Annotated in this window: 13 protein-coding genes; 12 read left to right on the top strand and 1 reads right to left on the bottom strand. The window is 48.0% G+C overall.

The window, feature by feature from the left end; all coding sequences use genetic code 11:
• The first annotated feature begins 229 nt into the window (after positions 1-229).
• The 10 genes from Y79_RS0105810 to Y79_RS0105765 all read left to right on the top strand — a co-directional run bounded on the left by Y79_RS0105810 (position 230) and on the right by Y79_RS0105765 (position 10,317).
• Positions 230-826 (top strand): TerD family protein, encoded by a 597-nt coding sequence (locus Y79_RS0105810; protein WP_016936835.1) that lies wholly within the window; start codon positions 230-232, stop codon positions 824-826.
• 24 nt (positions 827-850) lie between these two features.
• The gene (locus Y79_RS0105805; protein ID WP_016936834.1) at positions 851-1,432 is read left to right on the top strand and encodes a TerD family protein; all 582 of its coding nucleotides are present in this window, start codon (positions 851-853) and stop codon (positions 1,430-1,432) included.
• A gap of 32 nt (positions 1,433-1,464) precedes the next feature.
• Positions 1,465-2,043: a TerD family protein gene (locus Y79_RS0105800; protein WP_003156645.1), complete on the top strand. Its 579-nt coding sequence runs from the start codon at positions 1,465-1,467 to the stop codon at positions 2,041-2,043.
• A gap of 38 nt (positions 2,044-2,081) precedes the next feature.
• A complete protein-coding gene (locus Y79_RS0105795; protein ID WP_003156644.1) occupies positions 2,082-2,855 on the top strand; it encodes a TerC family protein in 774 nt (257 codons plus the stop codon).
• Positions 2,856-2,928: 73 nt separating this feature from the next.
• Positions 2,929-4,551: a YceG family protein gene (locus tag Y79_RS0105790; RefSeq protein WP_016936833.1), complete on the top strand. Its 1,623-nt coding sequence runs from the start codon at positions 2,929-2,931 to the stop codon at positions 4,549-4,551.
• 6 nt (positions 4,552-4,557) lie between these two features.
• Positions 4,558-5,646: a toxic anion resistance protein gene (locus tag Y79_RS0105785; protein ID WP_016936832.1), complete on the top strand. Its 1,089-nt coding sequence runs from the start codon at positions 4,558-4,560 to the stop codon at positions 5,644-5,646.
• A 114-nt stretch (positions 5,647-5,760) separates the two neighbouring features.
• On the top strand, positions 5,761-6,963 hold the full coding sequence (locus tag Y79_RS0105780; protein ID WP_016936831.1) for an MFS transporter: 1,203 nt from the start codon (positions 5,761-5,763) through the stop codon (positions 6,961-6,963).
• A gap of 367 nt (positions 6,964-7,330) precedes the next feature.
• Positions 7,331-8,587, top strand: coding sequence for a glycine/proline betaine ABC transporter ATP-binding protein OpuAA (gene opuAA, locus Y79_RS0105775; RefSeq protein WP_016936830.1), 1,257 nt, complete (start codon positions 7,331-7,333; stop codon positions 8,585-8,587).
• Positions 8,588-9,436 carry a glycine/proline betaine ABC transporter permease subunit OpuAB gene (opuAB, locus tag Y79_RS0105770; RefSeq protein ID WP_003156639.1) on the top strand — a complete coding sequence of 283 codons (849 nt, stop codon included), beginning with the start codon at positions 8,588-8,590 and terminating at the stop codon, positions 9,434-9,436.
• A complete protein-coding gene (locus Y79_RS0105765) occupies positions 9,436-10,317 on the top strand; it encodes a glycine betaine ABC transporter substrate-binding protein (RefSeq protein WP_016936829.1) in 882 nt (293 codons plus the stop codon). Before opuAB ends, Y79_RS0105765 begins: the two co-directional genes overlap by 1 nt.
• Positions 10,318-10,351: 34 nt before the next feature.
• Here the strand turns inward: Y79_RS0105765 and Y79_RS0105760 are convergent, their stop codons facing one another.
• Positions 10,352-11,473, bottom strand: a complete 1,122-nt coding sequence (locus Y79_RS0105760; protein ID WP_016936828.1) for a M20 peptidase aminoacylase family protein — start codon at positions 11,471-11,473, stop codon at positions 10,352-10,354.
• Between the two features lie 132 nt (positions 11,474-11,605).
• Between Y79_RS0105760 and Y79_RS0105755 the strand changes: the two genes are divergently transcribed.
• Complete coding sequence (locus Y79_RS0105755) at positions 11,606-13,039, top strand: YfcC family protein (RefSeq protein WP_016936827.1); 1,434 nt, start codon at positions 11,606-11,608, stop codon at positions 13,037-13,039.
• A gap of 92 nt (positions 13,040-13,131) precedes the next feature.
• Entirely contained in the window at positions 13,132-13,620 is a 489-nt protein-coding gene (locus Y79_RS0105750; RefSeq protein ID WP_016936826.1) for a DUF6773 family protein, read from the top strand.
• Positions 13,621-13,790 lie beyond the last annotated feature (170 nt).

The following is a 13,790-nucleotide window of genomic DNA, read 5'->3' as shown; positions in this document are numbered from 1 at the left end:
TGTTCAGTCCCCGTCAATTTCTTTGTTTTTTCTATTCTCTCCGGAACGAAGGAGAATATAGGAAGTGATTTTTCGCCGATTTTCGTCAAAAATTCTTATGTTTTATGAAACTTTGATATAATAAAAGACGTATATCTTAATAAATACCGGGATTCATGTCCCGACATTTTGTGAAAATGCGCACTTGCGGCGTGCTTAGCGGCACCCTTACAGAATAGGAGTGAATCATATGGCGATCTCTTTACAAAAAGGCCAGCGGATTGATTTAACAAAAGGAAAAGCCGGCCTGTCAAAACTGCTGGTCGGACTCGGCTGGGACCCTGTATCATCCGGAGGCTTTTTCGGAAAACTGTTCGGCGGAGGCGGTGCCAATATCGACTGTGACGCTTCCGTACTGATGCTTGAAAATGATAAAATGACAGACAGTAAAAATGTCGTCTATTTCGGCAATCTGAAAAGCCGATGCGGCGGTGTCGTACACACGGGTGACAACCTGACGGGAGAAGGCGACGGCGATGATGAACAAATTCTCATCGATTTGGCGAAAGTGCCCGCTCAGATTAATAAGCTTGTGTTTGTCGTCAATATTTACGACTGCGTCAGACGAAAACAGGACTTCGGCATGATTCAAAACGCGTTCATCCGCGTCGTTGATCAGGCTAACCGCGAAGAATTGGTGACTTACAATTTAAGAGATAACTATTCAGGCAGAACGAGCCTGATCGCGGCTGAAATCTACCGCGAGGACGGCGAGTGGAAATTCGCCGCGGTAGGTGAAGGCACAAACGATACGAAAATCGGCGATATCGTTAACCGATACGCCTAAACGAAAAAAAAGGAGAGTGCACACATGGCAATTTCATTGGCAAAAGGACAAAAAGTAGATTTGACTAAAACAAATCCGGGGCTTACTAAAGTCGTTGTCGGCCTTGGCTGGGATACAAACAAATACGACGGCGGACATGATTTTGATTTAGATTCCAGCGTCTTTCTATTAAATGAAGCAGGAAGATGCGCGTCGCCCGATGATTTCATTTTCTACAATCAGCTTGAAGGCGGAAACGGCTCTGTCGCACATTCAGGCGACAACCTGACAGGCCAGGGCGAGGGCGATGATGAAAGCGTAAGAGTCAACCTGAGCGCAGTGCCTGCCGCTATTGACAAAATTTCATTCGTCATCACGATTCATGAAGCGGAAGCGCGCGGCCAAAACTTCGGACAAGTTTCCAACGCGTTTGTGCGCATTGTCAATGAAGAAACAAATGAAGAGCTGATTCGCTATGATCTGGCTGAAGATTTCTCAATTGAAACAGCCATTATCGCAGGGGAGCTTTACAGACATAACGGCGAATGGAAATTTTCCGCGATCGGATCAGGCTATCAAGGCGGACTGGCCCGTATTGCGACAGATTACGGTCTGCAAATCGGCTGAACCATATCAAACACAGAAGGGAGAGACGGCACATGGCTATTCAATTGGCGAAAGGACAGCGTGTTGATCTGACAAAAACGAACCCCGGCCTTACAAAAGCGGTGATCGGCTTAGGCTGGGATACGAACAAGTACTCCGGAGGGCATGACTTTGACCTTGACGCGTCGGCTTTTCTGGTCGATGCCCATGACAACTGTGTAAATGATCTTGATTTTGTTTTCTACAATAACCTGGAACACCCGAGCGGCGGCGTCATCCATACGGGAGACAACCGGACGGGCGAGGGCGAGGGAGACGATGAACAAATTATCGTCGACTTCTCAAAAATACCCGCAAATATTGAAAAGATCGGTATTACCGTCACGATTCATGATGCGGAAGCGCGCGGCCAAAATTTCGGACAAGTTTCCAACGCGTTCGTGCGCGTCGTCGATGAAAACAGCCAGAATGAACTGCTTCGTTTCGATTTAGGGGAAGACTTCTCGATTGAAACGGCGGTTGTCGTTTGTGAGCTTTACCGCCATGGGGCTGAGTGGAAATTTAACGCCATCGGCAGCGGGTTTTCCGGCGGTCTGGCATCACTTTGCCGGAATTACGGCTTGCAGGTGTAAGCAGGAAATTACCGTTTTACTAAATAGGAGGAAAAAACTTGGATTTTCTACATCATATTATGTCGACCTACGCTTCCTTTTTTGATTGGAAAATGTGGGGTGAGGTGCTGACTGACCCTGTATCATGGGGGCTGATCGGTTCTCTGGTTCTGCTGGAAGGGCTGCTGTCGGCCGACAATGCGTTAGTGCTTGCGGTTATGGTAAGGCATCTGCCGGAAAAACAGCGGAAGAAAGCATTAACGTACGGATTGTTCGGAGCATATATTTTCCGTTTTATCTTTATCGGAATCGGAATGCTGCTCATTAAGTTCTGGTGGATCAAAGTGCTTGGCGCGCTGTACCTGGCTTGGCTCGTCATTAAGCATTTCTGGATCGGAGAAGGTGATGACGATACGGAAGGCATGAAGAAAAATTCATGGATGGTCCGTACGTTCGGGATTTTCTGGGCCACTGTCGTTTCAGTGGAACTGATGGATCTTGCTTTCTCTGTGGACAGCATTTTGGCCGCGTTTGCGGTATCGGAAAAAGTGTGGGTGCTTTTGATCGGCGGTATGCTCGGTATTCTCATGATGCGTACAGTCGCAAAAGTATTCCTTGTTTTAATTGATAAAATCCCTGAGCTTGAAAACACAGCTTTCGTGCTGATCGGGATTATCGCCGTGAAAATGGCGGCGAGCGCTTTTGATTATGAAATGCCGCACGTGGTGTTCTTCGGAATCATCATCGCTGCGTTTGTGGTGACGTTTATCATCCACTATTTCAACAAACAAAAGCAGGTTCAGGAGCAGACGGCTGCATCTAAAGAAGAATAAAACCAAAAAAGGAGGGAGAGTTCATTTCCTTCCTTTTTTGTACCGATTATCATGAAGAGAAAGGAGGAAGATCATGAGGCAGGAAGAATTGGTGATCCGAAAAGCCGAGCCGGAAAACGATGACTGGGAAACGTTTCTGATGCAGACGCTTCCGGAACGCCCCGGTTACGAGCGGGAAAACGGGCTGGCGTTTACCCGTCTAGCCGTCCGGATTCTAGGCACTCCTTATGATGAGACGGAGTACTACAATAAGCTTTTCGAGCTGTCTTCTCATGAAAACATTCATGTGTTGAGCGAGACACTGGATAAGACCATCGCGCCGGAAACGTTTCAGGCGCTGCAGCACATTCATTCGGTCAATCAAAAGGAAAAAGGCCTTTCTGTTTCCAGATTTGTCGCGTTTCTCGACGGGGGCAGGCTGCTTGCCAAACATGCTGATCCGCTTATGCACCGCCGGCTGAGAACCGCGTTTATGACGCTTTTGGAAACTTTTGCGGACCGGCATGAAAACGGGCTGAATCATCCCGATTTCCGGCGTGTGCTCTTAGATGTGTCAAAGTTTTCGCTGAACCACCTGAATCCATGGCTCGAACAAGCCGATATAGAGCGTGAGATGCCGAAGGTGGTGTGGTATGGAGACGCTACCAAAAGCCAGCTCTATTTTCTCTATTATCTTATGCTGATCGGCTGTGATGTCCTATTGTTTCATCCGTCAGCGGAAGATCCGTTCAGCATGATTGATCCGGATGAGGAGCTCAGTCTTGTGATAAAGCTCCCCGCAACAGGCGGCCTTCAGCCTTTTCCGAAAGAAAAGCCGGACAGAACGTCCACGACGGCCTACCGGTCAACGAAAGAAATTGAGCATGTGCTGAACCATGAGGAATCCATGATGTATAAGCCTTGGCAGTTCAGGGAGCACACCCCGCAGTCCGTAACCTTAAAAACGACGTATGATGAGTTATTTCTCATTGCGAAGGAGCGGGCGTTTATCCGGCCGCAATTTAAAGCGGACAGGGAGCGGGTGGCCGTTCCGAACCTTTTTGCGAAGGTGATGGGGGTTTCCAAAGATACGAAGGAATATTGGAACAGACTCCATACCGCCGCGGACTATCAGGAGACACATATGATCCGCAGTTTTCCGTTTACGGAAGAGCTGAAAGCCAACTACCAGTATCACTACAGTCAGGTTTTGAACGAAGAAGGAGCGATTGACGCGGACAGGCTGAAAAGGAGCAACATCTGGCAGTACAAGCATCTGCCTTCAGGTGTGCAGAGCGCGATCGCCAATGTGATTTCTGACATGTGCAGAAACCCCGGACTGAAGGCTTTGCCCGGGGAGCAGGCAAGGGATGCTGCTATCTATTTGTTCCGCCAGGCGACGAACCTGCCCGCCTCGCTGCTGCAATTGATTCAGACATTTGATTACGCCCAAACCGTTCCGAAACTCGTTTTATATCATACCGAACAAAATGGCGAACTCACACGTTCGGACGCAGCCGCTCTTTTGTTTTTAAATAAATTCGGCGTTGATATCATCTTGTATAATCCGCCGGGGCATCAAGACATCGAGCATTATATAGAAGAAAGCCAATTCGATGTCCATTGGCTGGAGGACATGGTGTTTCGGCAGGAATATAAAGAGCCGTCACTCGTAAGAAAGCTGTTTAGAACCATTACGCAAAAGCAGGGAGAGTAAATAAACATGACAGAAAATCAAAATCCGCTTGTTCTTGATAAAAATGAAGAGATTTCTGAACAAAAAGCAGATGACATCAGGTTGCAGCTGCGCCAAGACCCTGAGGTGCAGCGCATTGCGCAGCAGATTGACGTGAAAAACCAAATGGAACTGCTGGAGTACGGAAAAGAACCGGCAGTTGAGATCTCGAAGTTTTCCGACCGCATCTTAAATATGATGAAAACAACAAGTGTCACAGATTCAGGCACAATGCTGACGCAGCTCGGAAAAATCATGGACCGTTTCGACAAAAATGATTTCGATGAACCAAAAGGTTTTCTCGCTAAAATGTTCAAACGCGGCAACAGCATGATTGAAAAGATCTTTCAGAAGTACCGCACCCTGGGCGGAGAAATTGAAAAAATCCATGTTGAAATTTCGAAATACAAAGATGAAATGGCAAAGACGAACCATACACTTGAAGAGATGTACGAAAACAACATTAACTACTACATGGAGCTTGAAAAATATGTCGTTGCCGGGCAGATGAAGCTTGAGGAAATGCAGGCGCTCATTCCTTCTTATGAAGAAAAAGCGGCCGGCGGGAACCAGCTTGCGCAAATGCAGCTCGATACGCTGCGCGACGGGCTTCAAGCGCTTGAGGAACGTGTGTATGATTTAGATATGGCGCGGATGGTGGCGCTGCAAACGGCACCGCAGATCCGCCTCCTTCAGCGCGGGAATACGAAGCTCATCGGGAAAATCAATTCCGCATTCGTCATTACGATTCCGATTTTCAAAAACGGCATCATTCAGGCTGTCACCGTCAAACGCCAAAAGCTTGTGGCTGATTCAATGAGCGAACTGGACCGCCGCACGAATGAAATGCTGAAGCGCAACGCTGAAAATATTTCAAACCAAAGCGTGGAGATCGCCCGTATGGCAGGCCGTCCGAGCATTGACATTGAGACGATCGAAACGTCTTGGAATACGATTGTCAGCGGTATGCAGGAAACAAAACAGATCGAGGAAGAGAACAGACGTATCAGAGAAGACGGAGCGAAACGGATTCAACAGCTCCAGGATAATATTAAAAACGCAGTCTTAAAGAATTAACACGCACCCCGCTTGCTTACGGCAAGCGGGATTTTTTTGTGAAAAAGATAATGACAATGTGTAAAGACAGATGTAAACTTATACGGTAATCATTTTCGATTTGAGGTGCTGCTTATGAACAAACAACCTGCCGTTACTCCGCGCAAACTTCTGGCCATCGCCGGAATGGGCTGGCTGTTTGATGCAATGGATGTCGGAATTTTATCGTTTATTATCGCCGCGCTTCACGCTGATTGGAATTTAACGCCTGATCAAATGAAATGGATCGGAAGCGTCAATTCCATCGGTATGGCAGCGGGCGCCTTTGTATTCGGAATGCTGGCTGACAGGATCGGCCGGAAAAAAGTGTTTATGATCACGCTGTTGCTCTTTTCTGTCGGAAGCGGCATATCCGCTTTCGCAACGGGATTGACCGTTTTTCTCATATTGCGTTTTCTGATCGGAATGGGGCTTGGCGGGGAGCTGCCTGTCGCCTCGACGCTCGTATCAGAAGCGTCCGCCCCTGAAAAGCGGGGGAGGATCATCGTGCTGCTTGAGAGCTTTTGGGCGGCGGGCTGGCTTCTTGCGGCGGTTATTTCTTACTTTGTCATACCGGCATTCGGGTGGCAGGCCGCGCTGCTCTTAACGGCGCTGGCGGCGTTTTATGCGCTGTATTTGCGGAGAGGCCTTCCGGAATCACCCGCGCATCAGGCTTTATCGCAGAAAAAAAGTATACGCGGCCAGGCGGTAAGTGTCTGGGTGAAACCGTATATTCGGCCGACGGTGCTGCTGTCTGTCGTTTGGTTCTGCGTCGTCTTTTCCTATTACGGCATGTTTTTGTGGCTGCCGAGCGTGATGCTGATGAAAGGCTTCAGCATGATTGAGAGCTTTGAATACGTGCTGCTGATGACACTTGCTCAGCTTCCGGGCTATTTTTCCGCTGCATGGCTGATCGAAAAAGCGGGGCGGAAGACCATCTTAGTCATCTATTTGCTCGGAACGGCGGGCAGCGCTTATTTCTTCGGTGCCGCAGATTCATTGGGTATGTTATTGGCGGCCGGCATGCTGCTGTCCTTCTTCAATCTCGGCGCGTGGGGCGTGCTTTATGCCTATACACCGGAGCAGTATCCTGCGGCGATCCGTGCGACCGGCTCCGGGACAACGGCGGCCGTCGGCAGAATCGGCGGTATTTTCGGCCCGCTTCTCGTCGGATCTCTTGCAGCCCGGAACGTTTCGTTTACAGCTATTTTTGCCATCTTTTGTGCGGCCATTCTGATTGCCGTCATCACCATTCTCATTCTCGGTAAAGAAACGAAACAGACAGAGCTTGCACAATGAGCACCCTTTTGGGGTGCTTTTTTTTTGGAGACCTATATTTTACCTTGATATTCCTTATTTTTGGGAGGAGGAAACTCCTTTAACTAGGACAATGTCTCAAAGAAATTCTTGTAATTGTAAAAAAAGGATAGGAAATCAGTTTGCAGCAGATTCGATGGAAACGTTCTCAAGCCTGATAAAAGCCCGGTTTCCTTTGTAATTTATCCTCATTAAGGAGGATTAGAGAGTATTTAGAAGCATACCAGAGGAAAATCAGACACATGGATGTTTTTAAAGTAATGATACAAAATAACAGGGATTATGATGTTTGTTTGACTTATTACAAACGTGTTACGGTATTAAGGATTGCTTATTATGGAGGGAAAATATGAGTGTAGATGAGAAACCAATTAAGATAAAAGTCGAAAATGTATCTAAAGTTTTCGGAAAACAGACAAAAAAAGCCATTCAGATGCTGTCCAGCGGAAAAAACAAAAAAGAGATCCTGAAAGCTACCGGATCAACCGTTGGTGTCAATCAAGCAAACTTTGATGTTTATGATGGGGAGATATTTGTCATCATGGGTCTATCGGGGAGCGGTAAATCAACTTTAGTTCGGCTGTTAAACCGGCTTATTGAACCGACTGCCGGGAATATCTATATTGATGGTGACATGATAACAAATATGTCAAAAGACCAGCTCCGGGAAGTGCGCCGGAAAAAAATCAGCATGGTCTTTCAAAAATTTGCGCTGTTTCCGCACAGAACGATTCTTGAAAATACGGAATACGGTTTGGAGCTTCAAGGCGTTGACAAAAAAGAGCGTGAGCAAAAAGCGCTTGATTCGCTTAAGCTTGTCGGTCTTGAAGGCTTTGAACACCAATTCCCCGATCAGCTCAGCGGAGGAATGCAGCAGCGTGTCGGCCTTGCCCGCGCATTAACGAATGATCCTGACATTCTTCTGATGGATGAAGCTTTCAGTGCGCTTGATCCGCTGATCCGTAAAGATATGCAGGATGAGCTTTTAGACCTTCATGACTCTGTCGGCAAAACGATCATCTTCATCACGCATGACCTTGATGAAGCATTGCGCATCGGCGACAGAATCGTGCTGATGAAAGACGGAAATATCGTTCAGATCGGGACACCTGAAGAAATTCTGATGAGCCCGTCCAATGAATACGTTGAAAAATTCGTTGAAGATGTAGATTTATCAAAAGTTCTGACAGCGGGCCATATCATGAAGCGCGCTGAAACTGTGCGGATTGACAAAGGGCCTCGTGTAGCGCTGCAGCTGATGAAGAACTTGGGTATTTCTTCTATTTACGCCGTTGATAAACAGAAACAGCTTCTCGGCGTCATTCATGCGGCGGATGCGAAAAAAGCGGTGGAATCCGACTTATCGCTTCAGGATATTTTAAATACTGAATTTACGACTGTGCACGAAAGCACCTACTTGACGGAAATTTTCGATGTCGTGTCTGATGCGAATATTCCGATCGCCGTCACGGACGATAAGGACCGCATGAAAGGCATTGTCGTAAAAGGTGCATTAATCGGCGCGCTTTCAGGTAATAACGATTATATAAATGTTGAAGATTCTGCTGAACAAGCTCAGGATTCTTCTGTTCAGGGGGTGAAGTAAATGGACAGATTGCCTAGAATTCCGTTAGCAGATATCGTTGACCGGTTTGTTGACTGGCTTACCATGACGTTCGGAGGTTTCTTTGACGGAATCTCAAACGGTTTGGCCGCTTTCGTAAACGCGATTGTGAGCGGATTGGGTTTCATCCCGTCTATTTTATTGACTGTTATTTTTGCAGCTCTCGCTTGGTGGATCAGTACGAGAGGAATTGCACTCTTTACGTTAATCGGATTCCTTGTTATTGATTATTTGGGTTATTGGTCGCCGATGCTGCAAACGCTGGCGCTTGTCGTCACATCTGTTTTGATTTCCATTATTATCGGGGTTCCGATCGGCATATGGGCGTCTCAGAAAGAAACGGTCCGCCGCATTGTCACACCGATTCTGGATTTAATGCAGACCATGCCGGCTTTCGTATACCTGCTGCCTGCCATTTTCTTCTTTAATATCGGGGTTGTGCCAGGCGTTGTGGCATCTGTTATTTTCGCGATGCCTCCGACGATCCGCATGACGGTTCTCGGTATTAAACAAGTTCCGGCTGATCTGATTGAAGCGACGGAAGCATTCGGTTCAACGACGTCTCAGCGTCTGTTCAAGGTACAGCTTCCGCTTGCCACCAAAACCATTCTTGCCGGTATTAACCAAAGCATCATGCTTGCTTTGTCAATGGTCGTTATCGCGGCCATGGTCGGAGCGCCGGGTCTCGGTTCTGAAGTATACAGCGCCGTGACACAATTGAAAACCGGTGTCGGAGTGGAAGCGGGTATCGCGATCGTCATCGTAGCGATTACACTCGACCGTATCACGCAAAACATTAAAGTGAAGAAAAAGAGCAGGGGGAATGCCTGATGCTTAAGAAAATCATCGGTGTCGGCGTTACCGCTGCGCTGGCTCTTTCTTTGGCTGCCTGCGGTTCGCAGACTGATGGTCAGGCAACGGCTGCGGATCAGGTGAACAAAACCATTATCGGTATTGATCCGGGCTCGGGAATCATGGCCCTGACGGATGAGGCCGTTAACGATTACGGATTGAAAGACTGGAATGTCGTCACAGCATCAAGCGCCGCCATGACGGCGACATTGAAAAAATCATATGACCGGAAAAAGCCGATCATCGTAACGGGCTGGACGCCGCACTGGATGTTTTCCAGATATAAGCTGAAGTTCCTCGATGATCCGAAAAAGACGTACGGAACTGCCGAGCAGATTCATACGATTACAAGAACCGGCTTCAGTAAGGAACAGCCTAACGCGGCCAAGGTTCTCAGCCAGTTCAACTGGACGCAGGACGATATGGGAGAAGTCATGATTGCCGTTGAAGAAGGCGAAAAGCCGGCCAAAGCCGCTGCTGAATATGTGAAAAAACATAAAGATCAAGTAGCTCAATGGACAAAAGGCGCTCATAAAGTAAAAGGTGATAAAATCAACCTGGCTTATGTGGCGTGGGACAGTGAAATCGCAAGTACGAACGTGATCGGAAAAGTATTTCAAGACCTCGGCTATGACGTGAAGCTGACGCAAGTGGAGGCAGGCCCGATGTGGACTGCGATTGCGACAGGCAGCGCGGATGCGTCACTGTCTGCTTGGCTTCCGAACACTCATAAAGCATATGCGTCTAAATATAAAGGCAAATATGAAGATGTGGGAACGAGTCTGACAGGCGTCAAGATGGGTCTGGTCGTTCCTCAGTATATGAAAAACGTCAATTCAATTGAAGATTTGAAGAAATAACGAAGAAAAGCAGCCCTGTAACGGGCTGCTTTTTTTATGCTTCAAACGATGCGAGGACGGCGGCTGTTAATATCTCAACACCTGTAAAGATGGCGCTTCGGTCAAATGTCATATGAGGATGGTGAAGCCCCGGCTGAAGCCCGCACCCAAGGCCGAGCATCGTCGTTTTCAAGTTCGGCACCTTCAGTCCGTAGAAATGAAAATCCTCTCCTCCGGTTGTCACGAGAGGCTCATCCACATGTTCTTCTCCGAGAATGCCGCTTATCGCAGACGCCATGATGGCTTCCGCTTCTTTGTTTCGCTCGGCTGCCGGGAGGCTGTGTTCTTTTTGCAGTTCGATTTTTGCGCCGAATGCGGCAGCCGCCGCCTCGCAGGCTCTTTCGGTTTCGGCGGTTAATTTCTCCATGGCGGCATTGGTTTGCGCGCGGAGATCAAGGCTGAAGGAGGCTTTTCCCGGGATGACATTGGAACTCTCTCCGCCTGCCTGAAGCTTTGTCATCTTCACCGAATGCGGAATGCCGGGATCGAGATGAATGAAGCTGAGTTTCTGCACGAGAAGGGCGGCGATTTCAATACTGTTAAGCCCGAGATGCGGTCTCGCGCCGTGGGCTTCTTCTCCGATAATCAGGCCTTCAATATGCTGGCTTGAGCCATGCAGAATGGAGGGGGCGCATCGGCCGTTTGCCGTTTCCTGTACGGGGCGTACGTGCACACCGTATAAGTAGTCAACATCATCAAGCACGCCTTTTTCAATCATTTTCAGCGCCCCGCCGCCTTTTTCTTCTGCCGGCTGAAAAATAAAGCGGATGGTTCCCTTCGGAAGCTTCGGCTGACTCTTTAAAAGCATCATCGTGCCGAGCGCCATCGTCATATGTGAATCATGTCCGCATGAATGGTTCGCCTGAAAAACACCGTCCACTTCCTGCCACAGCGCGTCAATATCCGCCCGGACAGCCACAACGGGGGAGCCTTCTCCGATTTCGCCGACAACTCCGGTACAATCATCAAACGTGCGGGTCCGGCAGCCGGACGCTTTCAGTTTTTCAGCCAGATATTCAGTCGTTTGATATTCTTTCCAGCTTACTTCGGGATGGGCGTGCAGGTGGTTAAAAATATCCATAATGACTTGTTTGTCATGCTCTGTGAGTCTGTTCATGCCGTAAGTCCTCCTTCAAAAGCTGTCTGTTTTTTATTTTGATATTGAAAACAGGCAATCGGTCTGTATATAATATAGCACATATCTGTATTTTCTGAATAGTTTATAAATTTAAAGCGGGATGGTGATGTTATGGCTGTGCCGAAGACCGAACCTGTATTGAAAAAGAAAAAAATGTTTGTCATGCCCGATGCTTATGTGCTGCTGTTCATTGTCGCTTTACTTTGCGCGATAGCGTCGTACATCGTTCCCGCTGGAGAATTCGACAGGGTGACAAAGGGCAGTGTGACGTCTGCCGTCCCTGGAAGTTATCATTCTCTGGATCAGTCCCCTGTCAGCCCGATCGCCTTTTTTACCGCGATTCAGGAAGGGATGACAAGTTCCGCACCGATTATCTTTCTGATCCTGTTTACGGGCGGCACCATTGCGATTTTAGAGAAAACGGGCGCCATCAATGGATTGATTAATAACGTGATCAGTACGTTCCGCACAAAACAGCTGCTGTTTATTGCGATTGTCGGATCTCTATTTTCGATTCTCGGCACAACCGGCATCGTCGTCAATTCCGTGATCGGTTTTATTCCGATCGGCCTGATCGTCGCCCGTTCGCTGAAATGGGATGCCGTGGCCGGAGCAGCCGTCATTTATATCGGCTGTTATGCGGGGTTTAACGCGACGATTCTATCACCTTCACCGCTCGGGTTATCACAAAGCATCGCGGAGCTGCCGATGTTTTCCGGCATCGGCCTGAGGATTGCCGTCTACATTTGTTTTCTGCTATCATCTATTTTATATATTTATCGGTATACGAGAAGACTCAGAAAAGCAAAGGACGCCAGTCTGCTGGGGAACGATTGGTTTCCGGCGGCAGGCTCAATCCGGCAGGTTTCTGATCAGGAGGACAAGCATGTCCCGTTTACTGTCCGCCATAAGCTGATTCTGGCTGTTGCGGCTTTGTCGCTTGCCGGCTTTTTGTACGGTGCGCTAACCCTTGGCTGGTCTGATTCAGAAATGGCCGCCGTGTTCATTTTCATCTCGATCGTCTCCGGACTGATTGCGGGGATGGCGGCAAATGATATCGCAAAAACGTTTATCACAGGCTGCCAGGGTCTCGTTTACGGCGCGCTGATCGTCGGAATGGCGAGAAGCATTTCCGTTATCCTTGAACACGGAAAGCTGCTTGATACGGTAGTCAATGGACTTGCGTCACTGCTCCACGGTTTCAGCCCGATGGCAGGCGCAATCGGAATGTATATTTCCAGTGCTCTGCTTCATTTTCTGATTTCATCAGGATCGGGGGAGGCGGTTGTATTTATACCGATTTTGGCTCCGCTTGCCGATCTGATGGGCATCACGAGACAGGTGGCGGTTGAAGCGGTCATGCTCGGAGAAGGCGTTGTAAACTGTGTCAATCCGACATCGGGCGTATTGATGGCCGTACTGGCCGCAAGCGGTATTCCGTACGTAAAGTGGCTTCGCTTTATGGTTCCGCTGGCGCTGATCTGGTTTGTGATCGGCCTGGTGTTTATCTGCATAGGCGTTTTGATCAAATGGGGTCCTTATTAAACGTTTTTGTCAATGATATTTCGGTTTATCATTATGAATCGGCAAGATATAATGGGAGTTGTAAGCCATTCTTAAAAGTACGGGAGGAAGTCATGAATCAGCATCGGAACCGACTTTCAAACGTGAATGGAAAGAGTGAGAGTGTGAAAGAGAAAGAACGAATGATTTGGTCAGAAGTCGGAATGCTTGTGGGGACACTGTCTTTGCTTGATATCATCGTTCGCGGGCTTGTCCTGAACTGTCCGTTTAGGGAATGGGCCGGAAGCTTGGCGGTTTTCTTCATTATAATTGTTTATTATTGTATCAGAGCAGGAGCGGCGGGAATGCTCATGCCGAGAATAGACACCAAGGAAGAACTGCGAAAACGAGTGAAGCAGCAGCGGATCGATTCAATTGCGGTTGCTTTTGCGGCAGCTGCGCTTACGATGTACGACAGGGGGCTGCCCCATACATTCTTTGCTTGGCTGAAAATGATCTTTCTTTTTATCGTCTGCGGAGGCGTTTTGTTTTTGCTTCGGTATGTCATTGTGAAGCTGTCTTACAGAAGAGCGATAAAAGAAGTGAAAAAGAAATCATCTTGATAGGTGGTTTCTTTTTTTGTTGATCTGATAGGAATATAGATTTGATTTCACTCTGACACGTTGCTTTGATAGAGAGTGTGTGATAAGTTGAAATGAAAGCGTTAACAAAATTCTCCAGTCTTCACAACATTCGAAAGGAGGAAGCTGAAGAAAGGGTAAGAGGAATTTTT

Origin of the sequence: Bacillus siamensis KCTC 13613 (assembly GCF_000262045.1) — a bacterium.
Classification (GTDB): domain Bacteria; phylum Bacillota; class Bacilli; order Bacillales; family Bacillaceae; genus Bacillus; species Bacillus siamensis.
This window is presented reverse-complemented; position numbering and strand designations above follow the sequence as displayed.

Coding starts and splice junctions, on each gene's coding strand:
- Y79_RS0105810 (WP_016936835.1), top strand. CDS start 230: ATGGCGATCTCTTTACAAAAAGGCCAGCGGATTGATTTAACAAAAGGA.
- Y79_RS0105805 (WP_016936834.1), top strand. CDS start 851: ATGGCAATTTCATTGGCAAAAGGACAAAAAGTAGATTTGACTAAAACA.
- Y79_RS0105800 (WP_003156645.1), top strand. CDS start 1,465: ATGGCTATTCAATTGGCGAAAGGACAGCGTGTTGATCTGACAAAAACG.
- Y79_RS0105790 (WP_016936833.1), top strand. CDS start 2,929: ATGAGGCAGGAAGAATTGGTGATCCGAAAAGCCGAGCCGGAAAACGAT.
- Y79_RS0105785 (WP_016936832.1), top strand. CDS start 4,558: ATGACAGAAAATCAAAATCCGCTTGTTCTTGATAAAAATGAAGAGATT.
- Y79_RS0105780 (WP_016936831.1), top strand. CDS start 5,761: ATGAACAAACAACCTGCCGTTACTCCGCGCAAACTTCTGGCCATCGCC.
- opuAA (WP_016936830.1), top strand. CDS start 7,331: ATGAGTGTAGATGAGAAACCAATTAAGATAAAAGTCGAAAATGTATCT.
- opuAB (WP_003156639.1), top strand. CDS start 8,588: ATGGACAGATTGCCTAGAATTCCGTTAGCAGATATCGTTGACCGGTTT.
- Y79_RS0105765 (WP_016936829.1), top strand. CDS start 9,436: ATGCTTAAGAAAATCATCGGTGTCGGCGTTACCGCTGCGCTGGCTCTT.
- Y79_RS0105760 (WP_016936828.1), bottom strand. CDS start 11,473: ATGAACAGACTCACAGAGCATGACAAACAAGTCATTATGGATATTTTT.
- Y79_RS0105755 (WP_016936827.1), top strand. CDS start 11,606: ATGGCTGTGCCGAAGACCGAACCTGTATTGAAAAAGAAAAAAATGTTT.
- Y79_RS0105750 (WP_016936826.1), top strand. CDS start 13,132: ATGAATCAGCATCGGAACCGACTTTCAAACGTGAATGGAAAGAGTGAG.